Origin of the sequence: Blautia coccoides, assembly GCF_034355335.1 — a bacterium.
Lineage (GTDB): Bacteria > Bacillota > Clostridia > Lachnospirales > Lachnospiraceae > Blautia > Blautia producta.
In genome coordinates, this window is the sequence record NZ_CP136422.1 from 605,523 (window position 1) to 628,368 (window position 22,846).

20 protein-coding genes are annotated in these 22,846 nt (G+C 48.2%); 17 read left to right on the top strand and 3 right to left on the bottom strand.

The genetic code is table 11. The annotated features are described in order from the left end of the window. Positions 1 to 88: 88 nt before the first annotated feature. The 6 genes from BLCOC_RS02610 (at position 89) to BLCOC_RS02635 (ending at position 5,414) form a co-directional block, all read left to right on the top strand. Positions 89 to 1,597: a spore germination protein gene (locus BLCOC_RS02610; protein ID WP_029470688.1), complete on the top strand. Its 1,509-nt coding sequence runs from the start codon at positions 89 to 91 to the stop codon at positions 1,595 to 1,597. Further along, positions 1,587 to 2,657 (top strand): GerAB/ArcD/ProY family transporter, encoded by a 1,071-nt coding sequence (locus BLCOC_RS02615; protein ID WP_242999022.1) that lies wholly within the window; start codon positions 1,587 to 1,589, stop codon positions 2,655 to 2,657. Before BLCOC_RS02610 ends, BLCOC_RS02615 begins: the two co-directional genes overlap by 11 nt. Next, positions 2,638 to 3,264, top strand: coding sequence for a Ger(x)C family spore germination protein (locus BLCOC_RS02620; protein WP_242999023.1), 627 nt, complete (start codon positions 2,638 to 2,640; stop codon positions 3,262 to 3,264). Before BLCOC_RS02615 ends, BLCOC_RS02620 begins: the two co-directional genes overlap by 20 nt. Before the next feature lie 123 nt (positions 3,265 to 3,387). After that, complete coding sequence (gene spoIIR, locus BLCOC_RS02625; protein ID WP_026255525.1) at positions 3,388 to 4,047, top strand: stage II sporulation protein R; 660 nt, start codon at positions 3,388 to 3,390, stop codon at positions 4,045 to 4,047. An 84-nt stretch (positions 4,048 to 4,131) separates the two neighbouring features. Then, complete coding sequence (gene murI, locus BLCOC_RS02630; RefSeq protein WP_018595714.1) at positions 4,132 to 4,953, top strand: glutamate racemase; 822 nt, start codon at positions 4,132 to 4,134, stop codon at positions 4,951 to 4,953. A gap of 2 nt (positions 4,954 to 4,955) precedes the next feature. Beyond that, positions 4,956 to 5,414 (top strand): YwiB family protein, encoded by a 459-nt coding sequence (locus BLCOC_RS02635; protein WP_018595715.1) that lies wholly within the window; start codon positions 4,956 to 4,958, stop codon positions 5,412 to 5,414. Positions 5,415 to 5,503: 89 nt separating this feature from the next. Here BLCOC_RS02635 and BLCOC_RS02640 read toward each other — a convergent pair whose 3' ends face one another. Then, positions 5,504 to 5,995 (bottom strand): hypothetical protein, encoded by a 492-nt coding sequence (locus BLCOC_RS02640; protein WP_018595716.1) that lies wholly within the window; start codon positions 5,993 to 5,995, stop codon positions 5,504 to 5,506. 165 nt (positions 5,996 to 6,160) lie between these two features. On the opposite strand from BLCOC_RS02640, the gene tig reads away from it, so the two are divergent. The 8 genes from tig (at position 6,161) to BLCOC_RS02680 (ending at position 17,412) form a co-directional block, all read left to right on the top strand. Continuing rightward, on the top strand, positions 6,161 to 7,342 hold the full coding sequence (gene tig, locus BLCOC_RS02645) for a trigger factor (protein WP_115624293.1): 1,182 nt from the start codon (positions 6,161 to 6,163) through the stop codon (positions 7,340 to 7,342). Between the two features lie 110 nt (positions 7,343 to 7,452). Next, positions 7,453 to 9,513: a penicillin-binding transpeptidase domain-containing protein gene (locus BLCOC_RS02650; protein ID WP_115624294.1), complete on the top strand. Its 2,061-nt coding sequence runs from the start codon at positions 7,453 to 7,455 to the stop codon at positions 9,511 to 9,513. A gap of 6 nt (positions 9,514 to 9,519) precedes the next feature. After that, positions 9,520 to 10,740, top strand: a complete 1,221-nt coding sequence (locus BLCOC_RS02655; RefSeq protein WP_115624295.1) for a DUF6070 family protein — start codon at positions 9,520 to 9,522, stop codon at positions 10,738 to 10,740. 54 nt (positions 10,741 to 10,794) lie between these two features. After that, positions 10,795 to 11,175: a hypothetical protein gene (locus BLCOC_RS02660; RefSeq protein ID WP_018595720.1), complete on the top strand. Its 381-nt coding sequence runs from the start codon at positions 10,795 to 10,797 to the stop codon at positions 11,173 to 11,175. A 220-nt stretch (positions 11,176 to 11,395) separates the two neighbouring features. Continuing rightward, positions 11,396 to 12,556 (top strand): class I SAM-dependent methyltransferase, encoded by a 1,161-nt coding sequence (locus tag BLCOC_RS02665; protein WP_018595721.1) that lies wholly within the window; start codon positions 11,396 to 11,398, stop codon positions 12,554 to 12,556. Positions 12,557 to 12,702: 146 nt separating this feature from the next. After that, on the top strand, positions 12,703 to 15,162 hold the full coding sequence (locus BLCOC_RS02670; protein WP_115624296.1) for a hypothetical protein: 2,460 nt from the start codon (positions 12,703 to 12,705) through the stop codon (positions 15,160 to 15,162). A 71-nt stretch (positions 15,163 to 15,233) separates the two neighbouring features. Continuing rightward, entirely contained in the window at positions 15,234 to 16,349 is a 1,116-nt protein-coding gene (locus tag BLCOC_RS02675; RefSeq protein ID WP_115624297.1) for an aminopeptidase, read from the top strand. A 193-nt stretch (positions 16,350 to 16,542) separates the two neighbouring features. Beyond that, on the top strand, positions 16,543 to 17,412 hold the full coding sequence (locus BLCOC_RS02680) for a ComEC/Rec2 family competence protein (protein WP_242999024.1): 870 nt from the start codon (positions 16,543 to 16,545) through the stop codon (positions 17,410 to 17,412). Between the two features lie 55 nt (positions 17,413 to 17,467). Here the strand turns inward: BLCOC_RS02680 and BLCOC_RS02685 are convergent, their stop codons facing one another. Then, entirely contained in the window at positions 17,468 to 17,914 is a 447-nt protein-coding gene (locus BLCOC_RS02685; protein ID WP_115624299.1) for a hypothetical protein, read from the bottom strand. A gap of 5 nt (positions 17,915 to 17,919) precedes the next feature. Continuing rightward, complete coding sequence (locus tag BLCOC_RS02690; protein ID WP_115624300.1) at positions 17,920 to 18,138, bottom strand: helix-turn-helix transcriptional regulator; 219 nt, start codon at positions 18,136 to 18,138, stop codon at positions 17,920 to 17,922. 351 nt (positions 18,139 to 18,489) lie between these two features. Here BLCOC_RS02690 and BLCOC_RS02695 point away from each other — a divergent pair, with 351 nt between their 5' ends. The 3 genes from BLCOC_RS02695 (at position 18,490) to asnS (ending at position 22,810) form a co-directional block, all read left to right on the top strand. Further along, entirely contained in the window at positions 18,490 to 18,990 is a 501-nt protein-coding gene (locus BLCOC_RS02695; RefSeq protein ID WP_115624301.1) for an RNA polymerase sigma factor, read from the top strand. A 17-nt stretch (positions 18,991 to 19,007) separates the two neighbouring features. Continuing rightward, positions 19,008 to 21,263: a beta-propeller domain-containing protein gene (locus BLCOC_RS02700; protein ID WP_115624302.1), complete on the top strand. Its 2,256-nt coding sequence runs from the start codon at positions 19,008 to 19,010 to the stop codon at positions 21,261 to 21,263. A gap of 155 nt (positions 21,264 to 21,418) precedes the next feature. Next, a complete protein-coding gene (asnS, locus tag BLCOC_RS02705; RefSeq protein ID WP_018595729.1) occupies positions 21,419 to 22,810 on the top strand; it encodes an asparagine--tRNA ligase in 1,392 nt (463 codons plus the stop codon). Positions 22,811 to 22,846 lie beyond the last annotated feature (36 nt).

A 22,846-nucleotide genomic window follows, 5' to 3' on the forward strand; every position in this document is an offset into this window, starting at 1 on the left:
TAAAAAATACGTCTCTCTTTTTTGTGGTGCAAAAATGATTATATTCCGGGGATACCATAGGGTATGAGAGCAGAAAGGGGCTTTTGAAATGAAGGACAATGACAAGATATCTATTCACATACAGGAAAATGAGGACTACATCCGAAAGACATTAAAAGACTGCGCTGACATCATTATCCGTCCTATGATCCTGGGGCAGGAGCAGAAAATCCACTGTCTGGTCGTCTATATAGAGGTGGCAGTCAGCAATATGATGCTGGAGGACTCTGTGATCGGCAAGCTGGTAAACCATATGTGGGAGATGCCCAAGGACGAGATCCTGGAATTTGTGGACGAAAACGGTCTGGGGATCTCGGATGTAAAAACACTGGACACCATGTCAGAAGCACTGGCAGCCATGTTTGCGGGAAATGCCATCTTCTTCTTTGACGGCTATCCCCATTCCATCAAGGTATCCAGCAAAGGCTACCCAAACATGGGTGTGCAGGAGGCATCCAGGGAAAAGGTGCTGCGCGGCTCCAAGGAAGGATTCTCAGATGTGGTTAAAACCAACTCCGCACTTGTGCGTAAGAGGATCAGGAATTCCAAGCTGAAAGTCAAAGAAAAGACTCTGGGTGTCAGAAGCCAGACGCTGGTACAGATCCTCTATATGGAGGAGCTGGTGCGGCCGGAGCTTTTAGAGGAACTGGACAGACGTCTGGAGGATTTTGAGATTGACGGGGTCATGGACAGCGGCATTGTGGAGCATTTGGCTGAGGAAAACTGGCTCTCTCCATTTCCCCAGTTCCAGACCTCTGAGCGCCCTGACAAATGCGCCATGGAAATCCTCAACGGCAGAGTCCTGGTGCTTGTTGACAATTCTCCCATGGGAATCCTGCTCCCTGCCGCCTTTAATGATTTTCTACAGGTGAGCGAGGACGAGTACAACCATTTTGAACTGGCAACCTTTCTGAGGATCATTCGGTATATAGCGGCTGCATTTGCCATGCTCTTTTCCGGTGCTTATCTGGCGGTGACTAATTTCCATACCCAGGTACTCCCCACCAACCTGATCCTCTCCTTTGCGGAGGCCAGAAAAGGAGTGCCATTTCCGGGGATACTGGAAGTCTTCTTTATGGAGGTGGCATTTGAGAGCATCCGTGAGGCAGGCGTTCGTGCGCCCGGACCGCTGGGCGGGACCATTGGTATCGTGGGCGGTTTGATCATCGGTCAGGCCGCTGTGGAGGCCAATCTGGTAAGCCCTATTGTAGTAGTGGTGGTGGCAGTCACCGCACTGGCGACCCTGGCTATTCCAAACGAAGAGTTTACCGCGCCGTTCCGACTCCTGAAATTCGGTTTTATTCTTCTGGGAGGCACCATGGGTGTCTTTGGAATGTTGTTGGGACTTTATCTGGTCATCAGCCATCTGGCAGGGCTTAAGAGCTTTGGAATCCCCTATCTGACACCGTTTGCTGCCCAGAGAAATGCGGGCTACAGAGGAGAGTCAGACGGCATTGTCATGGCGCCCCTCAGGTTTATGACCAGGCGGCCGCTCTATGCCAGAAAGGAACAGCAGGTGCGCCTCAAGACAAAAGGAGGACAGAAGCATGTTCGCTGACAATCAACGGATATCCCACAGACAGCTCTTCAGACAACTGGTGCTGGGACAACTGGGTATTTATCTGGTCACGGTTCCCGTCACTTCCTATCTAAACGGAAGGCAGGGGGTACTCTCCCTGCTTCTGATGGGTGTACTATTTCTGGCGGCCAGTATATTTTTTATCCGTATGAAGCCCTGTTATGCCAATCCTGAGCGGTATATGGGAAAGTACGCCGGAAAGATTTTCTGCCTGCTGCATCTGTCCTATCTCTTCATTACAGGTGTTTTTCTGCTGTTGGTGACCAGCAGGATCACAGGCCGTTTTTTTATTGAGAGCAGCAAACCCTTTGTGATCATCACAGTCACTGCTGTGGTCTGCTATCTGGGAAGCCATCAAGGGCTGGAGCGCAGAGGACGAATGGCCGAGCTGTGCTTTCCCATCATTTTGTTTGTCCTGGCTGCCATGCTCTTATTGTGTGTTACCAGAGTCAAGGGGGCATATCTGGAAGAGATTGGATACATGTCGGTCCAGGGAGTTATACAGGGATGTTACAGAGTGTTCTGCACGTTCCTGCCGATATTTTTCCTTCCCTTTACCCTGGGGAATGTGGACCGTGCTGGCAATGCGGGCAAGGCACTGAACGGCTCGGTGTTTCTTCTTCTGGGAATTTTGTCAACAGTGCTGATACTTCTGCAGGGGGCATTCGGAGCGGGCGGCTATGTACAGAAGTCCTATCCTATTTTTGATATGATGGCAGGGGTGGATCTGCCCGGGGATTTTCTGGAGCGTGTTGATATTTTCTTCATCGCTGCTGTTATGTTCTGTATCTTTTTTGCTGTGGGGAGTATCTTTTTCTACAACCACGAGCTGCTGAAGCGTGTCCATATGGAAAAAGGGGCGCCGTATCTGGCGGGAGGCATTCTCATTTGCGCATTGGGATGCGAGAAAGCAGGTATTTCTCTTGAATGGTACCGCGAAGTGCTGCAGAACATCTATGCGCCGCTGTTTATTCTGCTGGCACTGTGGGCAGGGATCGCATACGGAAGGGGGAAACATCGTGATAAGGAAGAAAAGTAAAGCAGTGCTGCTGGCTGTTATCGTGGCCCTGAACCTGTCTGCCTGCGGGGTGGCTCTGGAGAACCGCAGTTTCCCGTTGTCCATGGGTGTGGACTATCTGGACGGCCAATACCAGGTGTACTACGGTCTTCCCGACTTGTCCGGCGTGACAGGACAGAGCAAGGACGGGGAGAATCAAAAGGCCGGCGAAAAAGCGGATTTTTATCAGGGCAGGACCATGGAAGATGCGGAAAAAGATTTTCAGAACAGCCAGGAGGATTACCTGGATACCGGTCATCTGAAGGTTCTGCTGCTGGGAAACGGTCTTCTGGACCATGAGGAGGCATATAAAAACCTGCTCCACTATCTGGAAGACAAGCCGTCCATAGCGGGCAACATTTACGTGTTCTCATGCACCCAGCTTGGAGATGTGATGAGCATGGACGGTCAGCAGATGGATTCTTTGGGAGATTATCTGACGGGCATTGTGGAGAACAGGCCGGACAGCCAGGCACACCGGCAGACAGATCTGCAGGATTTATACAATGCATGGCATAACGGGGAGAAGCGCCCCGCTCTCCAAAAGGTCAGTGCCATGGAAGATAAAATAATGCTGGAAAAGGAATAGGCCTGGAAAGATACGGCAATACTCTGTCTATAGAAAAGAAATGAGTAATAAAAATCCGGTGATCAGGTGCGGGGATATGCAGCTTTCCGCATCTGAATACCGAATCAGACGGAGGGATTTGCTGTGAGACGAAAAATGCAGAGAAATATATGGATTGCCGCTGTGATCATCGGACTTCTGGCCACGGTACTGTTGGGAGCTGTGCGCATACATACACTGAAGAGAGAGAAAGAGGAGACGCAGCAGCGGCTGGAACATGAGGTGCAGCAGGGCATCGCAAAGGAAATTTTCCGCCTGCACGTGGTTGCCAACAGCGATACAGATGAGGACCAGAACCTGAAGCTTCATGTAAAGACAAGGATCGTGGACTATCTGGAGGATGTCCTGGGAGAGGACAGATCCCTGGAAGCCACCAAGGAAGGTGTTTTAACCCACTTAAATGAGATTGAAGATACAGCCAGACAGACCATCGAAGAGGAAGGGTATGACTACCCTGTCACAGCCGCTGTGGAAAAGACGTATTTTCCTGATAAGACTTACGGGGACTGCACCTTTCCCGCCGGAGAATATGAAGCCCTGAACGTGAAGATTGGGGAGGCAGAAGGGCATAACTGGTGGTGTGTTCTCTATCCCAGCCTGTGTTTTATTGATGAGTCCCATGGAGTAGTTTCAGAGGAGAAAAAAGAGGACTTAAAGGAAGTTCTGACAGAGGAGGAGTTTCTTACAATACTGAACGATCCCAAAGAAAGGGATAAGGTGAAAATAGGATTTAAGTGGTTTTAGCGGTTGCAGCTTGCATTCTGGCTTCAATGAGGGTAAAATGGAAACACGGTTAAAATAGAATATAAATTTTAAGAGGGTTTTCATATGAACCAGAATAAACAGGCACCAATCGGTGTTTTTGATTCCGGAGTGGGCGGACTTACCGTTGCCAGAGAGATCATGCGCAACCTGCCCGGTGAGAGGATCGTATACTTTGGGGATACCGCAAGGGTGCCCTATGGAAGCAAGTCAAAAGATATCGTGTTGAAATATTCCCGTCAGATCGTGCGTTTCCTGCAGACCCAGGACGTGAAGGCCATTGTGGTGGCGTGTAATACAGCCAGTGCCATGGCGCTGGAAACCATACGGGAGGAGATAGATATCCCTATCATCGGTGTGGTGAAGCCGGGAGCAAAGGTGGCTGCACAGACCACCAGGAATAAAAAAATCGGCCTCATAGGTACAAGAGGTACTGTAAAGTCTGAGCTGTATCCTGCCATCATACATGAATATGATCCACAGATCCAGGTAATAGGCCAGGCCTGTCCCCTGCTGGTCCCGTTGGTGGAGGAGGGATGGCTAAAGGATGAAGTTACAGTGGAGGTGGCAAAACGCTATCTGGACCCGCTTCTGGAACAGGGGGTGGACACTTTGATCCTGGGCTGCACCCACTATCCCCTGCTGCGTTCCCTGATGCGTCAGATCGCGGGAGATGGTGTTACTTTGGTGAATCCTGCCTATGAGACTGCCCGGGCGCTCCGGGAGCTGTTGAAGGAGCATGGGATCGAGAGTGACGGACATGAGGAGGAGGAATTTCCTTACCGCTTCTATGTCAGTGACGCGGAGGAACGTTTTCAGGAATTTGCAGGTTCCATTCTGCCCTATGATGTGAGGATGACCAAGCAGATTAATATTGAGGAGTATTGAATATGACGAAAGATGTGCTGATAACAGTAAAAGGGATGCAGGCGATCGACGCCGGAGAGAAACCTGAGGAAGTGGAAGTGGTGGCAAAAGGAGATTATTATTACAGGAACGGCCATCATTTCATTTGCTACGAGGAGGTTCAGGAAGGGTATGACACCATCACGAAGAATATGATCAAGGTCATGAAGGGCTCTGTGGAGGTGCAGAAAAAAGGACTCACCAACACACACATGGTCTTTGAGGAGACCAAGAAGAATCTGACCTATTATGCCACACCATTCGGAGATATGCAGATGGGAATATCCGCCACAAAAATTGACGTGAAGGAGCAGGAGGAGAATATTGATATCCTCATTGACTATGCTCTGGAGATCAACGAGGTACATACAGCGGACTGCCAGATCTGTGTTAATGTAAAGCCCCAGGGCGCAGGAAATTTCCATTTGGCGTCATCACGATAAAACATCCTCCGGTTTAACAGAGATACAGATAAAAAAACAGAGTGAAGATATAAAAAAGCCGTCCGGGATTTTTCCCGAGCGGCAGTTTTTTATTTTTTCTTCTTTTTGTCTTTGCTTTCCGTTTGGTTTCCCTTTGCAAGATTCTCCGCTTTGAGGCGCATTCTCTTGAAGAAGCCTTTCTTCTTCTGAGGAGCTTCCAAAGCACCTCGCAGTCCGCGGACACCTGTGATATAGATACCGCTGACCTCTGCTTTGACTTCCTTCTTTACGGGGATGATCTCAAAGACCTGCTCGTCCGCTACCAGGGTAACGATCCTGGGACCGATTTTGGCTTTGACGATAGGGAGCTTGGAACGTCTCATAAGCTTCGGTGTCTGGTCGATTACCATCTGGGGAAGACCGGACTGTTTAATGGGAAGCCTCTTTTTATCGATAACCAGCATGGAGACGGACTGCTTTGCTGCTTCCATCTGTTCCTGCTGTGCTTCCTGCTTTTTCTGTGCCCTCTTGCCAAGAAAATATAAAACGGCAAGAACGACTACTAAAATGATTAAAATAATCAGTAGAACTTTCCACACCATTTGTGTTAGACCTCCTAAAATCTGGACTGATAACGCAACTATTATTCTAGCATTGTTTCTGTGAAAAGGCAATAAAAATGTGAAAGAAAGGGTTCCTTTTTCGGGGCATGTGTGGTATAACTTCCTTATGCGGAAACCAGAAACCACAGACGAAAGGAATTGTATATGAAGAAAAAACTGATCATGGCGCTATTGACACTCAGTATTGCAGTGATGGCAGCAGGATGCGGCGACAAGAAGAGTGACGACAGCAAGAACGATGATAAAAAAACGGAAACTTCCACAGAGGATAAAGCAGTAGATACCAACAGCAAAGGCAACGTGGTGGCAGTGGATGTGGATGATATCAGCAAATATGTCAAACTGGGAGATTATAAGAACCTGGAGGTCACAGAGACAAAGCAGGAGATCGGCGACGCTGACGTGGAGGATTATATCAGCCAGCAGCTCACCTATAAGGCTGAGGAGATCACAGAAGACAGACCCGTACAGGAGAACGACACAGTCAACATTGATTACACAGGATACCTGGACGGAGAGGCGTTTGACGGCGGTTCCGCCACAGATGCGGATCTGTTGATCGGTTCCAATTCCTTTATCGAGGGATTTGAGAGCGGACTGATCGGCAAGAGCAAAGGGGAGGAGGTTACCCTTGACCTGAATTTCCCGGACCCGTACAGCAACAATCCTGACCTGGCCGGCAAGGCAGTGCAGTTTAAGGTGAAGATCAACACCATCAAAGCAGCGCCGGAGCTGACGGATGAGTGGGTAAAGAACAACACAGACTACAAAACAGTAGACGAGTATAAAGAAGAGATCAAGAAATCCCTGAAAGAAAACGCGGACCTGAACTACATGAGCCAGCTCAAATCCGACTTATTTCAAAAAGTAGTTGAGAACTCAGAGATTACAGAATATCCGGAAAAACCCATGTCCGAGACCATGGAATATGTGAAGAACAAGATCCAGGAGCAGTATGCAAGCCCAAGCGGCATGACCCTGGACGAGTATTGGGAATCCCAGAGCATTTCCACAGAACAGGCAGAGGAGACCATGACACAGATGGCACAGAATATCCTGCAGCAGTCTTTGATCGTGCAGGCCATTTTTGACGCGGAAAAAGTACAGCTCTCTGTAAAAGACTATGAAGCGGAGCTTGAGAAGTTTGCAGCGGACTACGGATTTAAGGATGCGGCGGCTCTTGAGAGCGCGTACAGCGACGAGACAATGGTGAAGGCCAATGTACTCTGGAGCAAAGCCTGCGAAATCCTTCAGGAGACAGCAAAAGTGACAGATGTGGCCCCGGATGCGCAGAGCACCGGAGACGAGGGAGAAAAAACTGAATAAAGAAAATACTTGACAATAAGTCCTACAGGTGTAATATATTGGGTAAAACTATATCTTACGTTTGTAGGATTTTTGTATAGGGAGTGTATTCTGAATAAGGAGGTTATTTTATGAAGCGAAAGAGAATAGCTGCAGTGATAGGAGCCATGGCGGCAATTGCCGTCTGTGCGGCGGGAGTATTTCTGTACAAGGCAAAGTTTGAGGAGAAGCGCGAGGATGTATTGAAGGAGTACATGGGATATATTGAGAAGGGAAGATATGACAAGATGTACGCTTTGCTGGATGAGGCCAGCAGGAATACAGTGAGTGCCGAAGATTTTGTTGTAAGGAACCAGAAGATTTATGAGGGCATAGAAGCTGATAATATCCGCCTTAATATTTCTGAGAATCAGGAGAAAAGCCAGCCCATATCCTATAAAGTTACCATGGATACCGTGGCAGGGGAAATTTCCTATGACAATGACACCTTTTTTGAGAAAGAGGGGGGAAAGTGGTGTATAAAGTGGAGTGATTCCATGATATTTCCCGGACTCAAAGCCTCAGATAAGGTGAGTGTTGTCAGCATAGACGCAAAGCGGGGAGAAATCTATGACAGGAACGGTGAACTTCTGGCGGGACAGGGGACTGTGGCGAATATAGGACTTGTACCCGGCAGGATGGCGGTTCAGCCTCAGGATGAGCTGGAAGCTATGGCGGCGCTTCTGGGAACCAGTGCCGGCAGTATTTCCGATAAGCTGGATGCCTCCTGGGTGAAGGATGATTCCTTCGTGCCGGTGAAGAAGATGACAAATGCCCAGTTGGAGACCCCCGTGGGAGACGGGGAGGCTGCTCTGAAGGATAAGCTGCTGGAACTTCCTGGTGTGATGATCTCTGACGCAGAGAGCAGGGTTTATCCCTATGGGGAATGTACCTCACATCTTCTGGGCTATGTGCAGGAGATCAATGCGGAAGAGCTGGAGGAATTAAGAGACAAGGGATATGATGAACAAAGCATTCTGGGGAAAAGTGGTCTTGAGAAACTGTACGAAGACAGGCTGAAAGCGCAGAAGGGCTATAAGATATCCATTGTGGACTCAGAGGGCAACGAGAAGGAGGCGCTTGCCTCCGCATCTCCCAAGGACGGAGAGAACATCACACTGACCATTGATGCACATCTTCAGCAGAGTGTGTATGAACAGTATAAGAATGACAAGAGCAGTTCCATTGTGATGAACCCTAAGACCGGGGAGGTGCTGGCAATGGTTTCCACACCGACCTTCAACGGCATGGATTTTGTGCTGGGAATGTCTCAGGAAAAGTGGGATTCTTTGAACAATGATGAGAATAAACCCCTGTACAACAGAACAAGGGAAAGCTGGGTTCCCGGCTCTGCCTTCAAGCCGGTCACCGGTGCTGTGGGCCTTACGACAGGAACCCTTTCCGCGGACGAGAACCTGGGAGCCAGCGGGCTTTCCTGGCAAAAGGATGAGAGCTGGGGCGATTACCAGATCACCACTCTGCATGAATACGGGGATGAGGCTGTTCTGCGGAATGCCCTTATCTATTCAGACAATATATATTTTGCAAAGGCGGCGCTGAAGATTGGGGCGGATACACTGTCAGAGCAGTTGAAAAAACTGGGATTCGGGCAGGATATCCCCTTTGAGATCGGGATGAGCAAATCCCAGTATTCCAACGAGGACGGAATATCCTCAGAGATCCAGCTTGCGGACAGCGGCTATGGCCAGGGGCAGATCCTGGTGAATCCCCTCCATCTGGCATGCATCTATTCTGCATTTGTCAATGAAGGAAATATGATAAAGCCATATCTGGAGATAAAGGACAACAGGAGAGCCGAATACTGGATAGCAGGCGCGTTCTCCAAGGAAGCTGCCGCTGTGATAAAAGAGGATTTGACAGCAGTCATTGCGGATGAAAATGGAACCGGCCACGGCGCTTACACAGAAGGAGCAGAGCTGGCAGGCAAGACAGGTACTGCGGAGATCAAGTCATCCCAGGACGATCAAAACGGGACAGAGCTTGGATGGTTTGCCGTATTCAATACGGATGGAGAGAAGACAGACAGTTTCCTTATGCTCAATATGGTGGAAGATGTGAAAGACCGCGGAGGAAGCGGTTATGTAGTGGATCTGGACAAAGCACTGTTGGATGAAATGCTGGCAAAGGAGTGATGTGGTGTGAGATTAAAAGGGGTTGTGATGTGTGTGACAGCAGTGAGCCTGATCCTTGGAGGATGCCGGGATACGGCAAAGCAGAAGGCGGACGTGACAGTCAGTGCGGACACAGCGGAGCCTGAGGAACAGGAGGCGGCAGAGGAGGAAAACAGTTACTATGAGATGAAGATTCCTGCCGACGAAGCACAAGTCCTCTCTGAGGCTGCTGTACAGGCTGCCAAAAGCTATAAGGACCTGCTTTTACAGGCCAAAAAAAACAGCAGCAAAGGGGATGTTCTGTCCATGGATACGGTGGCTGCGTTGGTGAAGAAGATGGGGAGTCAGGGCTACGCGGCCCTGGATAAAAGGAACAGGGAGAACATGGAGAATTATCAACTGGTAGAAAAGTTTCTGGCAAGTCAGGAGCAAAAAGAGCAGGCTGCTATTACCGTATACAGGATCCATGATGACGGGGGGATGGATAAGACCGATTTTACGTCGGACAATACAGGTGCGGTGACTGTCACCGTCACGATCCTGGACTGGAATAAAAAGCAGGAGCCTTATGTGACGGATATGGTGAGGTACAAGGCATGGAAATGGGAATACACAAAGAAAGGCTATCTGTTCTTTGAGAGATTTATTCCGGATGGGATGGAGGCTGACGGAACGGATGCCATAAGGGTGCTGCCCCTGGATGAGGAACTGCGCAAAATGTGTGAGGAGTATATAGAACCTATCGGATATGAGGCAAATAACCTGTTCCTGGTGGAATGGGATGAGGAGAATTTCCAACAGGTGAACTTTAACGATCTTTATGATTTTCTCTATAGGATCGACCAGGGAAGCCTGCCGGACAGCTCCCGGTATCCGAATGGGATTGGCGGCAGTGAATTTGAAGATTTGATCGAAAAATATTTCAGTATTCCTTTGGAACAATTAAGGCAGCAGGCAGGCTACAACAGCCAAACAGACACATACCCCTGGACTCAGATAGCAGGGAGCAACAGCGCGGTCTGGACGGAGATGGATCCTGAAGTGGTGGACGCCAGGGATAACGGGGATGGCACCATAACCATGACGGTTGATGTGGTCAGCCCACAGCTAAGAAGTGATAAACTCTTCACCCACCATGTCACCGTGCGCAGGGCGGACGATGAGGACGGTTTTTTATATGTGTCAAACACTCTGGAGCCAGGCGGACAGGTTCCGCCCTATACACCCCGGACAGCGGCCGGACAGTGACAGGAACCGCTTTTCTGCATATACTGACTATGAGAAGAATCAGTGAGGTTTTTTATGGCAGATAAGAGAGTTGACTCCAGGGATGAGATACTGGGGCAGGAGCGGGTGCTGCAGCAGGATATGCGGCGCCTGCGTGCCAATTATCCGGAGAATGCGGCTTATATCCAGTGCTTTGTGGATGACGCGTGTGACCGTATGGATTATGAGGGCAGCAGGATGTATGATGAACATCCGGATAAATACATGATGCGCAAGGTCTGTGATTCCATTCACAGTCAGATACGCAGAGAAAGCGGAAGGATGGGCGTAGAATCGGGGTTCTGCAGAAGATGCGGCAATCTTCCGGACGAAGCACTGCAGGATTTGATAGAGGTCCTGTTCTTTAATGAAGTGTACAGACGCAGATGCAGGCGCAGACGCTGCAGAAGATTATAGTCAGCTTCGGTTCACAAAACTGCAATTTTTGCAGTCTGTGTGCATGCTTTTGCTGCTATGAAGCTGAAAGGCTGAATAGTAACTATTAAACAGCATAAAACTACACTTGGGGCTTGCGGTTTTGTCATAAAACTTTTACAATAGATATGATACTGTAGCTGTGAAAGTACTAAACAGTTACATGATGCTGATATCAGCATACTGTTTTAGGAGAGAAAAAATGACAGAACTGGAAAAATTTCTGGATTTATATATAAATGAAGATTTGATCAGGATCATTATCAGCGGCCCCCGTAAAAAAGAGGGGCCGTCTAAAATACAGATACGCCCTTTATTGCTGAAGGGCCGGGTCATGTATCAGGTTACAAGGACTGTGGGACAGAAAGAGCTTCATGAAAACCATGAAAGAGAGGAAGTGCTCTGTCTCACAGACAACTGGATGCAGCAGGATTTCCGCCAGCTTCAACTGGAGGCAAAGGGCATTCAGGGTACAGTTCTTGCCAGTAAAAAGGGCAGACTTACAATTAAGACTAAGAAAACACAGGGCAGGGAGGATTTTGTTCCCATGCTGACCCACAATCGGCAGAAGAAATATCTGCTGCAGGAAGGTGTGCCGGTGCCCTATCTGATAGATTTGGGAATTATGAATGAAGCGGGCAGGATCAAGAATGCCCGTTATGATAAATTTAAGCAGCTCAACCGCTTTTTGGAGTTTATTGAGGATATTCTCCCCAGGCTTCCAAAAGACAGAGAGGTGAATATCATTGATTTTGGGTGCGGCAAATCCTACCTTACATTTGCAATGTATCACTATCTGCATGAGCTGAAAGGTTATGATATCCAGGTGATCGGTCTGGATCTGAAGGCTGATGTCATCGAGACATGCAGCCGTCTTGCAGAAAAATATCATTACGAAAAACTGCATTTTTATCAGGGAGATATCGCATCCTATGAAGGGTGCAGCCATGTGGATATGGTGGTGACGCTTCATGCCTGTGATACAGCCACAGATCATGCCCTGGCAAAAGCAGTAAAGTGGGGAGCGTCTGTGATCCTGTCTGTGCCGTGCTGCCAGCATGAGCTGAACCGGCAGATCGCAAATGACATCCTGGCCCCTGTGCTTGGATACGGCATATTAAAGGAGCGCTTCGCGGCTATCCTCACAGACGGACTCAGGGCACAGATGCTGGAGAGTGCAGGATACGACACGCAGATCCTGGAGTTTATTGATGTGGAGCATACACCCAAGAATCTGCTCATACGAGCAGTGAAAAATGAAAATAAAACAGTCAGCAGACAGCAGAGACAGGCATGGGAAAAATGCACAGAGGAGTTTCACGCACATCCTACGCTTGCATCACTGTTGTTCTTAGAAGAGTAACAGTTCAGACAGGCTGAACTGTTACTCATCCGGCCATTAAATATCGCTTCGCGATGGACCGGATGCCTGTTGGCACTACCTGTTCATACGGTCAGCGCAGTAAATGCGCAGACCTGGCTGAACGGTTACTTAGAAGGGAACGATAGATGAAAAAGGTATTGACAAAGCTGGGAGTCCTGCTGCTCATATTTATCCTGGGTGTGATAGGGTTCTCCAGTTTTATGAATAAAGAGACAACAGATAACAAAATGGATATGGAGGAGGCAACCCTTCCTGTACTTTCCATGATGTACGGAGACCAGGAGATGAACCGTATGTACGGTTATGCGCAGGAGATGCAGGTGGATTTTATGAGGGACAGCCTGACCCCTGTGGGAACAGATAAGAAAATGACTGTCAGCATCCTGCCATATGACCATAAGATAAAAAGCCTTGTCTATGAGGTCAGAACCTCAGACGGCAGCAAGGTGGTGGAAAACGCCAAAATAAAAAATTTTGAAGAGAACGGCAGTGCCAAGACCGCATCCTTTACACTGGAAAAATCCATTCTGATGAATCAGGAGTATTCCCTGGTCTTCACCCTGAACACGGACAAGGGTTCCTGGCATTATTATACAAGGGTGATCCAGCGGACAGGCCTGAACGCTGACAAATACCTGGAGTTTGTACAGAGCTTTTCCTCCAAGACATTCAGCAAGGACAATACTGGTGAGCTGAGGACCTATCTGGAGTCAGACGAAACCGCAGTGAACAACAGCTTTACCAATGTAAATATCCATTCAAGCGCGGATATGGTCACATGGGGAAGTCTTGCCCCTGTTATCAGCAGAAAAGGTGTACCCACCATCAAGGACATCAACGAGACAACAGGAAGCCTGACCTTAACCTACTACATCACAGCAAAGGATGAGGAGGGATATGAGGAATACTATCAGGTGGATGAATTTTACCGTATGCGGTATGGGGATACCAGAGTCATGCTTCTGGATTTTAACCGGTCTGCAAAGCAGATCTTTACAGGAAACGAGGTGTCTGTGGCCTCAGGCAAGATCAATCTGGGCGTCACGTCAAAGTCTGTCCAGTTTGTGACCAGCCAGGCCGGAAATGTTCTGGCTTTTGTGCAGCAAGGGGACTTGTGGTCATACAATATCAGCACCAATAAGATGACCCAGGTTTTCAGCTTCAGGGAAGGCCGGGATACAGATGACAGATATGATTACTCCATGCATGATTTCAAGATCGTGAGAGTGGAGGAAAATGGTGATATGGACTTTGTGTTCTACGGATATATGAACAGGGGAGAGCATGAGGGCTATACAGGAACGTGTGTATATCACTATTACAGTGAACAGAACGTGCTGGAAGAAAAGTTTTTCCTTCCAACTACCAAATCTTATGAATTTATGAAGCGGGATGTGGAAATCCTTTCTTATGTGAGCACAGATGAACTGCTGTATCTCATGCTTGACGGCAGCCTGTATCAAATCAATATGCAGGATAAGACCTATCAGATCGTGAAAGAAGATATCGCGAAGGACTGTTTTGTGGCGTCCAATACCAACCGTCATGTGGCGTGGATGGAGGAGATGGACCCTCTTCAGACTACTCATATCACCTTTATGGATTTGGAGACCGGGGAGCAGAAAAGCATTGCGGCAGATGAGGGGACAAAGATAAGAGCCTTTGGATTTATCAATGAGGATCTGGTCTACGGTACCGCCCGGGACGGAGACATTGTGGTAGATGCCACCGGAAGTCTGCGCTATGCCATGCATGAAGTGAAGATCCAGAATTTTTCAGGCAAGCTCGTGAAAGACTATATGCAGGATGGAGTTTACATCATGGATGTGGATATCCAGCAGGGACTTCTGGAACTGAAGCAGGCCCAGTGGAATGTTGACCAGTATACTGATATACCCAGCGAGCACATTATGAACAATGTGAAGAATGCGGAAGATGAAGTTATCTCCATTGCCACCACCACAACTGTGCGCCAGGCAAATATCACAAGGCTGATATTTTCCGAGGACAGCAGGAATAAGAATCCGCTCAGGATGGAGACAAAGCTCATGGTAAATAAGAACGACACTGTTCTGAACATGGACTTGAAGGAGAAGGCTCAGGATGGCTATTATGTCTATGCAAAAGGAGGACTGGCCGATATCTTCAGCACTCCGGCACAGGCTATCCGGGCAGCAGATGACATGATGGGCGTTGTTCTGAACCGTTCCCAGCAGTATGTGTGGGAGAGAGGAAACCAGAAGACAAAGGTAACCCTGAATCTGGATGACATACCGGAAGGATTCCGTTCAGCCTCCCTTGATACGGCGGCTCTGCAGGAAAGTCTTGGTGACGCCGGGACTGTACTGGATCTGACAGGATGCACGCTGGAACAGGTACTCTATCAGGTAAGTGCCCAGAGACCGGTCATCGTGTCACTGGGAGAAAATGACAACCGGGTCATAGTTGGATATGACGGTTATAATACGCTGCTGTATGATCCGGCAACCGGAGAGACAAAGTATAAAGGACTGGGTGACAGCACCAGGGAATTTGAGGCAGCAGGAAACAGATTCATCAGTTATATAGAGACACTGCCGGAGTAAGCGGCAGTTATAAAAAACGTAGGGATTTGGCGTGCTCTTTATTGTATCCTTACGGGAAGGCAGGATGATTTATGGATGAGAGAATCAAGAAACTGGCTTATGGACTTGTAAATGATTCCTGCGGTGTGCAGGCGGGAGAAAAGGTCTATATCCATTATACAGGATATACAACTACAGAGCTGGCAAAGCAGATTATCCGGGAAGTGTACCGGGCAGGAGGGACTCCTTTTCCGCATTTTACAGACCCCAAGGTTCAGAGAGAGATGCTGCTCCACTGTACCAAAGAGCAGATTGAGCTTATGGCAAAGGTGGACAGGGAAGAGATGGAGGCTATGGACTGCTATATTGGTGTGCGGGGAGCAGACAACATTACGGAGTTGTCTGATGTTCCCGCGGAAAATATGGCTGTCTATGACAAATACTATAATACCCCGGTGCACCATGAAGTGAGGGTGGCTAAAACCAGATGGGTTGTTCTCCGTTATCCGAATGATGCCATGGCACAGTTATCCGGCACCAGTACGGAAGCCTTTGAGGACTTTTATTTCGATGTGTGCACCCTGGATTACCGAAAGATGGGAAAAGCCATGGAGGGACTGGTGGAGTACATGCAGCGTACAGACCGGGTGCGGATCACGGCTCCCGGTACGGAACTGACTTTTTCCATCAAGGATATACCTGTGATCCCGTGCAGCGGTCAGAGCAACATTCCCGACGGCGAGGTATTTACAGCACCTGTCCGGGATTCTGTCAATGGAACGATTCGCTACAATGCGGCGTCCTCTTATCAGGGGTTTGTATTTGAGAATGTAACCCTCACCTTTGAGAACGGAAAGATCATAAAGGCAGAGGCCAACGACACAGAGAGGATCAATGGGATTTTTGATATGGATGAGGGTGCCCGGTATGTGGGAGAGTTTGCCATAGGGATGAATCCGTTTATCCTGCATCCAATGAAGGATATCCTGTTTGACGAGAAGATCCAGGGTTCCATTCATTTTACACCGGGAAGCTGTTATGATGACGCGTGGAACGGCAATGTCTCAGCTATCCACTGGGATTTAGTGCTGATCCAGAGACCGGAGTACGGCGGCGGGGAGATTTATTTTGATGATGTGCTCATACGGAAGGACGGGCGCTTTGTGGTCCCTGAACTGGAAGCGCTGAATCCGGAGAACCTTAAATAGAAAAAAGACGGTATTAAGACAAGGGATATGGAATATCTGGTCAGGACTTTTAATGTTCGGAGCAGGTGTTCCATATCCCTTTCTGCCAATTTTGCTGTCGGCATGGGGTCTATATTGGCGCTGCCAGTTTTCACATCTGCCGCGCTGTTGAAAGTGGGCGGAGGAAAAACAGAGGGGGATAGGAAGGATGCAGATGAAAAAGAGAAAAATCCTGGTTTTGGCCGCAGTTTTGGCAGTCCTGTTTCTCACTGCGGGCTGTGGGGAGACGGGACAGGGAAAGCAGGAAAATCTAAAGGGAAATATGGTGCTGTCCTTTATCAACATCGGCAAAGGGGACGCATTTTTGATCCAGGTACCGGACGGCGGATACTATATGTGGGATACGGGAAAAGAGGAAGATTATCCGATGGTGGAACGGCTCCTGGACATAAAGAAGGTGGAGCGTCTGGATGGGGTTTTCCTCTCTCATGGACATAAGGACCACGCAGGAGGGCTTGAGCTGATAATGGAAAAGTATTCTGTAGAAAAAGTTTATCTATCAGGAAAAGATGATATCACATATAAAAAAATAAACCCGGAACAGACAGCTTCAGAGTATGGGGCAGAGGTGGTAAAACTGCAGGGGGATGAAGTTCTCAGCCTTGGAGGAGCCACAGCACAGGTGTGGATCCCCGGAAACAGGGACACGGAAAATGAAAATAATAACTCTATGGTTGTCCGGTGGTCTTTTAAGGATACATCGTTTCTCATGACAGGAGACATGGAAAAGAAAGAGGAGAAACAGTTCTTGCAGACTTTTGGAGACTGCGGGGCAGATGTTCTGAAGCTGGGGCACCACGGGGAAAAGGATGCCACATCAAAAGCTCTTCTGGAGGCCGTCATGCCTGTCTATGGGATCATAACGGGGAATGAGGAAGAAAACCCGGATTCCGTGAACAAAAAGATTGCCAAGAGGTTGAAAAAATACGGGGTGAAAGCATACTATTCAGAAGGGGAACAGACTGCCTGGGATTTCATAGCCGACGGTACGTCGGTAAAGGCAGTAAAGGTCATGGATAAATAAAAAGGGGAAAGTGAAAGAGGAAGAGTGGCTGCACTCTTCCTCTTTCACTTTCCCCTCACAGCTTGTGCATGTAATAAAACGTAAGTCCGGTACCCAGAAGAAGCTGACATATCCCGGCGGCTAAAAGGGTGTAAAAAATAATAATATTGAAGTAACCCGCAATAATACCTGCAAAGATCATGATCACAGAAGTGATGAGCAGCGCCGGCATTCCGGCTTTGGAGCGTATCAGGATCATCCGTTCATCTGTTTCCTTGTTGAAGGATTCTCTCAGGCCCCGTTCATCCCTGAGAAGCTTACGGTACTTCATGAGCATAAACAGAGACACAATGGCCAGACCAAGCATAAAGCCTGACTGAAAATCTGCCAGATGTCTCACATCTGCAGGTATTCCGGTGCGGCCATCCATAATGTAATGTAATAAGGACATGATAAGGTTTAAGAATATAATCAGTCCTAACAATACGATTCTTGTTTTTAATGTCTTTTTATATTTTTCCATAATCTTTACTCCTCCTTATTGGCTGCGTCCACATCTGAAAAGTCAAAAACTTCTTCAATGGTCAGGCCGAAGTAATGTGCTATTTTGTAGGCCAGGACCAGGGAGGCGGTATATTTGCCCACCTCGATGGATGTGATGGTCTGTCTTGTGGTTCCCACTGCGAAGGCAAGCTCCTCCTGGGAGAGTTTGCGGGCTTTCCGCAGTTCACGTATCTTGGTCTCCAATTTCTGTATCAGCTCCTTTGTTTGGAATGCATAACGTGTGTACTGTCAGCGCAGGGGTGCGCAAAACGGATGGAATTACTTTTGCATAGTTAACTTTGCAATTTTAGTATAGCTTGCTTTGCATAAAATGTCAAGTAAACTTTGCAAAAGAAAATAAAAAAATATTTTTCCCCTAAATGCAACAAAAGGATGCAAAGGAAACACTATATTTATATAATAAAAAGGGAACAAGCGGTTACTATTCATAGAACTGCACTTTCTGCAGAGAGTGCGGGCAGTAACAACAACCGGTATGAGGGATGCCGCGTACAGATAAGAAGGAATGTATGAAAGAGAAAGGGAGGTGGCGGCATGACAGACTGTAAGCAGCTGGCGTATGAGGCAAAGCAGGGGAATAAAGAAGCCTTCGGAGAGTTATATCAAGAGGTTTATCAGGATTTGTACCATTTTGCATTATATGTATTAAAGAATCCGGAGGATGCCCAGGACGCAGTGGCGGAGACAGTGGCAGATGCCTATGCGGCTATTGGGAAGCTGAGGGACTGTGAGGCCTTTAAAGGCTGGATCTTTAAGATCTTATCCAATAAGTGCAAAAGGAAGCTGAAGGAGTATACCAGGAAAACAGAGCCGTTGTACGAACAGGAGGGCAGTGTACAGGGAGACCTGGACCGGGATATGCAGGTACGGGAGGCATTTTTCTCTCTGAGTGATGAGGAGCGTTTCATTGTCGCTATGCAGGTTTTCGGAGGATATAAGAGTAAAGAGATCGGATCGATCTTACATAAAAATCATAATACGGTGCGCTCCCGCCTGGACAGGGCACTGAAAAAAATGGAAGTCATATTACAGTGAGAAGGGAGGCGAAGAATATGAAGGATGAGAATTTCAATGACAAGCAGATGCAGGAAGAGAATAAAAACCGGGAAATCATGCACAGGATCAAAGAGTCTGCTGAGAAAGAGAAGATTCCAGAGAGCTTAAATCCGGACAATCTGGATGATCTGCTGAAACAAGGGGAAAGATCAAAAAATAAATCCGGGAAGTGGAGAGTGGCAGCAGCAGATTATGCTTTCCGCTATAGGAAGGCAGCAGCAGCGGCGGCCTGCGTGATCCTGGTGATCGCCGCAGTAAACTTTATGCCTCTTATGGACTTTAGTACAAAGAGTGACGACAAAGCCATGAGTGCACAGTCCATGGATACATCCTCTGAGCAGGCGGCAGGAGAAGCCGGAACGGAAGACACCTCTGCTTCTGAGGCAGGTGCAGAGGAGAAGAAGGAGTCTGGGGAAACAGCAAAAGCAGATGAGGCAGAAGCCGGGAAGAAGCCGGCGGATAAGGAAGAGAAGGAAGTAAACTCAGCGGAAGGATACATATCCGGAAGCAGTTACGAAGAACTGTATGAGCAGATTTATACAGAGACAGAAAAAGCCCAGGAGGCATGGGAACAGAAGATACAGGCAGATACCCGGGACAGCGGGGGGCGGCTTGAAAGCAGCGCTGATGCCAAAAGTGATGGGACAGCCAATGAAATGGCTGCTGCAGAAGACTCAGCAGCCGGTGGATCAGGAGGCACTGCAGGTATGAAATCCGAGTATTCATCCACGAATGTCCGTACAGAAGGTGTGGATGAAGGCGATATAGTCAAGACAGACGGCAGCTATATTTATACACTGACGCCTTCCGGTATTCTGCGCATTGTGTCGGCAGACGGAGGTGACTTGTCTGTGACAGGCCAGATTTCACTGGAGGATCTTACGGATTCCATACAGGAGATGTATGTTGACGGCAATACACTCTGCGTGGTCACCAGCGGATATGATTCCGGCCTGCGCTGGCAGGGGGATGAGACCTACATGGTGGACAGCCGGGAGTTTATACATCTGTACACATATGACATTACAGATAAGAGCAAAATAACCCTGAAGGGTACTGTGGAGCAGGACGGCGGATATTATTCCACCAGAAAAGTGGGGAATTATGTGTATCTCCTCTCACAGTTCTATCCGGCCTATAAGGAGGAAACAGACGCGGCGGAGCCAAGACTCTATGTGCCTTCCGTGAACAGTGAACTTCTGGACAGTTCGGATGTGCTCTATCCGGCTATACCGCAGAGGGAGAGCGGGCAGCTGGTGATCTCCTCCGTGAACCTGAAGGATCCGGATAAGATACAGGAGAGCAAATCTTTGATCGGGGCATCCGGCAGGTGCTATGTGAGCAAAGAGAGCATTTATATTTTCGGGGAGGATTACACAGGTGAGGAGATGCGCACCAGAATCGTGCGGTTTTCCTACAAGGACGGAGAGATACAGGCAAGGGCAGCAGGAGAAGTGAACGGGAGTATTAACGATACATTTTCCATGGACGAATATGACGGCTGTCTGAGAGTTGTGGCTACCAGATACAAGGACGGATGGTGGGGCGGAAGCATGAGCAACAGCCTGTATGTACTGGATGATAAACTGAAAATGCTGGGCAAAGTGGAAGACCTGGCAAAAGGGGAGCAGATTTATTCCGCCAGATTTATGGGCAATACAGGTTACTTTGTCACATACAGGCAGGTGGACCCGCTGTTTTCCGTTGACCTGACAGACCCGGCAGATCCCAAGGTACTAGGAGAACTGAAAGTGACCGGTTTTTCCGAATATCTGCACTTTTACGGGGAGAATAAGCTCCTGGGAATCGGATGGGAGACAGACCCGGATACAGGGGAACGGAAGGGATTGAAGCTCTCTATGTTCGATATCTCGAATCCGGCGGAGGTAAAGGAGATTGACAAGATGGTGCTGAAGAATGTGGAGTTCTGTCAGGCCATGGAGGATTACAAGACAATACTCATTGACCCGGAGGAGAATATCCTGGGATTTCCAATGGGAGTATATGATAAAACCACCTATGACCTGCAGGGCTATTACGGAGTATTTACTTACAATCCTGAGCAGGGCTTCCAAAAGCTTCTGTACCAGAGTATGAGCAAATGGATGAACGTTTCCGGTTACGGATATATGGAATTGTCCGAGGTGCGCAGCGTCTATATTGGTGACACGTTCTATCTGTGCAGCAGTAAAGGGATCAGTGCTTTTGACAGAAAGGAAGAGTATAAAAACTGCGGAAATCTGGAGTGGTAGAGTGCCAAATACCCCTTGCATAGCAGGAAACAATGAGATATACTAATGTGGAGTGGATAAAAAATCCACTCCGCTTTTTATAAATTGATATTTTAACGGTTCGGAAGTTTGTTTGAAGATCAACACCGGGACCGGCAGAATAAAGGAGAATAAATATGCAGCTTACAACAGTAAAAGAAATTTACAGGGACAAGGAGCAGTACCTGGACAAACAGGTGACTGTAGGCGGATGGGTAAGAAGTGTCCGTGATTCCAAGACATTCGGCTTCATTGTACTCCACGACGGAAGCTTTTTTGAGACACTTCAGGTGGTTTACCATGACAGTATGGATAATTTCCAGGATATTAGCAAATTAAATGTAGGCGCAGCCATTGTTGTAAAAGGTACTCTGGTTGCAACACCCCAGGCAAAGCAGCCTTTTGAGATTCAGGCAGAAGAGATCACTGTGGAAGGGGATTCCGCGGCAGATTACCCGCTGCAGAAAAAACGCCACTCCATGGAATATCTGCGCACCATTTCCCACCTTCGCCCCAGGACCAATACCTTCCAGGCAGTGTTCCGTGTGCGTTCCATGATCGCCTTTGCCATTCATCAGTTTTTCCAGGAGAGAGGATTTGTCTACGTACACACTCCATTGATCACAGGCAGTGACTGTGAGGGTGCAGGTGAAATGTTCCGTGTTACAACGCTAGATATGGAGAACCTCCCCAGAACACCGGAGGGAAAAGTGGACTACAGCAAGGACTTCTTCAAGAAAGAGACCAGCCTGACCGTGAGCGGACAGCTCAATGGTGAGACCTTTGCCCAGGCATTCCGCAATATTTATACCTTCGGACCTACTTTCCGTGCAGAAAATTCCAACACCACACGCCATGCCGCTGAATTCTGGATGATCGAACCGGAGATGGCATTTGCAGACCTGGATGACAATATGGCTCTGGCTGAATCCATGCTGAAATATATTATCCAGTATGTGCTGGAGAATGCACCTGAGGAGATGGCCTTCTTCAATTCTTTTGTTGATAAGGGGCTTTTGGATCGTCTGAAACATGTGCTGAATTCTGAATTCGGACATGTCACTTATACAGAGGCTGTTGAGATCCTGGAGAAAGTCAACGACAAGTTTGAGTACAAGGTGTTCTGGGGCTGTGATCTGCAGACAGAACATGAGCGTTACCTGACTGAGCAGGTGTACAAACGCCCTGTATTTGTCACAGACTATCCAAAAGAGATCAAAGCCTTCTATATGAAACAAAACGATGACAACAAGACAGTAGCAGCTATGGACTGTCTGGTTCCCGGAATCGGTGAGATCATCGGCGGAAGTCAGAGGGAAGATTCCTATGACAAGCTGAAAGCCCGTATGGCAGAGTTGGATCTGAATGAGGAGGACTATGATTTCTATCTGGATCTGCGCAAGTACGGTTCCACCCGCCATTCAGGGTTCGGTCTGGGATTCGAGCGCTGCGTCATGTACCTGACAGGTATGCAGAACATTCGCGACGTACTTCCGTTCCCGAGAACTGTAAATAACTGCGAATTATAATTTGTTTTTTATGGTCTGTACAGGAAAGGTACAGAC

Bases quoted from the DNA above. Each gene is read 5' to 3' on its own strand.
- BLCOC_RS02610 (WP_029470688.1), top strand. From the start codon at position 89: ATGAAGGACAATGACAAGATATCTATTCACATACAGGAAAATGAGGAC.
- BLCOC_RS02615 (WP_242999022.1), top strand. From the start codon at position 1,587: ATGTTCGCTGACAATCAACGGATATCCCACAGACAGCTCTTCAGACAA.
- murI (WP_018595714.1), top strand. From the start codon at position 4,132: ATGAACCAGAATAAACAGGCACCAATCGGTGTTTTTGATTCCGGAGTG.
- BLCOC_RS02635 (WP_018595715.1), top strand. From the start codon at position 4,956: ATGACGAAAGATGTGCTGATAACAGTAAAAGGGATGCAGGCGATCGAC.
- BLCOC_RS02640 (WP_018595716.1), bottom strand. From the start codon at position 5,995: ATGGTGTGGAAAGTTCTACTGATTATTTTAATCATTTTAGTAGTCGTT.
- tig (WP_115624293.1), top strand. From the start codon at position 6,161: ATGAAGAAAAAACTGATCATGGCGCTATTGACACTCAGTATTGCAGTG.
- BLCOC_RS02650 (WP_115624294.1), top strand. From the start codon at position 7,453: ATGAAGCGAAAGAGAATAGCTGCAGTGATAGGAGCCATGGCGGCAATT.
- BLCOC_RS02660 (WP_018595720.1), top strand. From the start codon at position 10,795: ATGGCAGATAAGAGAGTTGACTCCAGGGATGAGATACTGGGGCAGGAG.
- BLCOC_RS02665 (WP_018595721.1), top strand. From the start codon at position 11,396: ATGACAGAACTGGAAAAATTTCTGGATTTATATATAAATGAAGATTTG.
- BLCOC_RS02670 (WP_115624296.1), top strand. From the start codon at position 12,703: ATGAAAAAGGTATTGACAAAGCTGGGAGTCCTGCTGCTCATATTTATC.
- BLCOC_RS02675 (WP_115624297.1), top strand. From the start codon at position 15,234: ATGGATGAGAGAATCAAGAAACTGGCTTATGGACTTGTAAATGATTCC.
- BLCOC_RS02680 (WP_242999024.1), top strand. From the start codon at position 16,543: ATGAAAAAGAGAAAAATCCTGGTTTTGGCCGCAGTTTTGGCAGTCCTG.
- BLCOC_RS02685 (WP_115624299.1), bottom strand. From the start codon at position 17,914: ATGGAAAAATATAAAAAGACATTAAAAACAAGAATCGTATTGTTAGGA.
- BLCOC_RS02695 (WP_115624301.1), top strand. From the start codon at position 18,490: ATGACAGACTGTAAGCAGCTGGCGTATGAGGCAAAGCAGGGGAATAAA.
- BLCOC_RS02700 (WP_115624302.1), top strand. From the start codon at position 19,008: ATGAAGGATGAGAATTTCAATGACAAGCAGATGCAGGAAGAGAATAAA.
- asnS (WP_018595729.1), top strand. From the start codon at position 21,419: ATGCAGCTTACAACAGTAAAAGAAATTTACAGGGACAAGGAGCAGTAC.